At 37.0% G+C, this 1,466-nt stretch carries 2 protein-coding genes and 1 pseudogene; 1 reads left to right on the forward strand and 2 read right to left on the reverse strand.

Annotated elements, in window-relative coordinates; translation table 11 throughout:
• Positions 1-120: 120 nt before the first annotated feature.
• On the forward strand, positions 121-450 hold the full coding sequence (locus PX636_RS11795) for a helix-turn-helix transcriptional regulator (RefSeq protein ID WP_002791106.1): 330 nt from the start codon (positions 121-123) through the stop codon (positions 448-450).
• Positions 451-588: 138 nt separating this feature from the next.
• Here PX636_RS11795 and PX636_RS11800 read toward each other — a convergent pair.
• Both PX636_RS11800 and PX636_RS11805 read right to left on the reverse strand, forming a co-directional pair.
• Positions 589-957 (reverse strand): annotated as a pseudogene (locus tag PX636_RS11800) (DUF5615 family PIN-like protein).
• On the reverse strand, positions 948-1,196 hold the full coding sequence (locus tag PX636_RS11805) for a DUF433 domain-containing protein (RefSeq protein ID WP_002774376.1): 249 nt from the start codon (positions 1,194-1,196) through the stop codon (positions 948-950). Before PX636_RS11805 ends, PX636_RS11800 begins: the two are co-directional and overlap by 10 nt.
• Positions 1,197-1,466 lie beyond the last annotated feature (270 nt).

Genomic DNA, 1,466 nt, shown 5'->3' on the forward strand with positions numbered 1-1,466 from the left:
ACAAGCAATTTTACTTGTTGGGGGGAACAAGTCAGGTAACAAAAGATGGTACAAAGAAAATATTCCTATAGCAGATCAACGTTATCAAAAATATCTGGAAAAACTTAAGGAAGAAAAGTCATGAAAGAATATACCAACTTCTCGGAAGAATTTAATAAACTTTGTGGAGAACGACAAGCAATTATTAAAGCAAGAGCTTCCCAAATTTATCTGGAGGAACTTACGCTTAAGTATTTGCAGGAAAAACTAGGTTTATCTTTATCAGAATTGGCAGAGCATCTTGAAGTACAGCAATCAATAGTACCTAGACTTAAACAAGAGCAAAATCTAGAGCTAAATACACTGCGCGAAGTAGTTAACGCATTAGGTGGAACTGTCGAAATTATTGTCAAAATTCCCAACAAAGAACCTATAATTATTGGTGACTATTCAGAAACGAAGTGTAATTAACCACAGAGACACAGAGGACAGGGAGATTATTTGCCAATGTTATAATTTGTACTCAATAATAAAGGTGTTCGCTTTTGGAACACAATATTTAAGATGGAATTAACGGGAAGACTCCATGAACGCTATAAAGCAAAAATCTTAAATTGATAAAAGTCTAATCCGAAAAATACGATCTGTTACTGACACAATTGCTCCCGTCTTTAATGCTTTTGTACAATCTCGTAAAACTATAGTTAAACGCTGATTAATTAGATTGTAGTTTTCATTGCCTAAACGGAATAGGATGACACTTGGTAAATTATCACCACTAATAGCGAGAAGTTGAGAAAAATCTAGATCGACAGTTAAAATTATCCGCTTTTCTCTTTTTGCTTTGGCAAGAATTTACTGATCAGATAAAGTTTGTAAGCCTTCATATCGAAGATGAACGACATCATAACCTTGTTCTCTTAACCATGAGACTGTACGCAGATAAATCCCCATATCGGCTAGAAACTCTATCTCCATTGCTCGATTAATTCAAAATAATGAACTTGTTCTCTGGCTAACCAAGAAGCATATAATAAACATTGGTGAATATCTTCTCTTTCTAGGTCAGGGTATTCCTCTAATATTTCCTCTATCGGCTTTTCGTTAGCAAGTAGATTAAGAATTAAAGAAACAGGAATACGCATTCCTCGAATACAGGCTTGACCTGCCATAATTTTGGAGTTAAAAGTAATTCGGTCTAATTGTTTTAAGGTCATATAGTTTCCAGAAATATGAAGATGATACCTGTGGTAATTTTATTATAGCTAATTCTATAGTTGCGAGCGGAAGTGGGAAATTACTCCTTCAGTGAGGGTGCAAAGCTTGTCTCCAACCCCACAGGGAAGATTAGGGAATGGTGAGGTTTTAAGTTGTAGTAGTATAGTATAACAACTTAGACGAGAAAACGGTTTTTTTTAAAAACCCGTTCCCCGCCCCCGGGGGGCCCCGGGGGGTAACCGTGGGGTTTCCCCCTGGGGGGGGGGGGG

The sequence above is a fragment of the Microcystis sp. M53598_WE2 genome (assembly GCF_030067735.1).
In the GTDB taxonomy this organism is placed as follows: Bacteria; Cyanobacteriota; Cyanobacteriia; order Cyanobacteriales; family Microcystaceae; genus Microcystis; species Microcystis aeruginosa.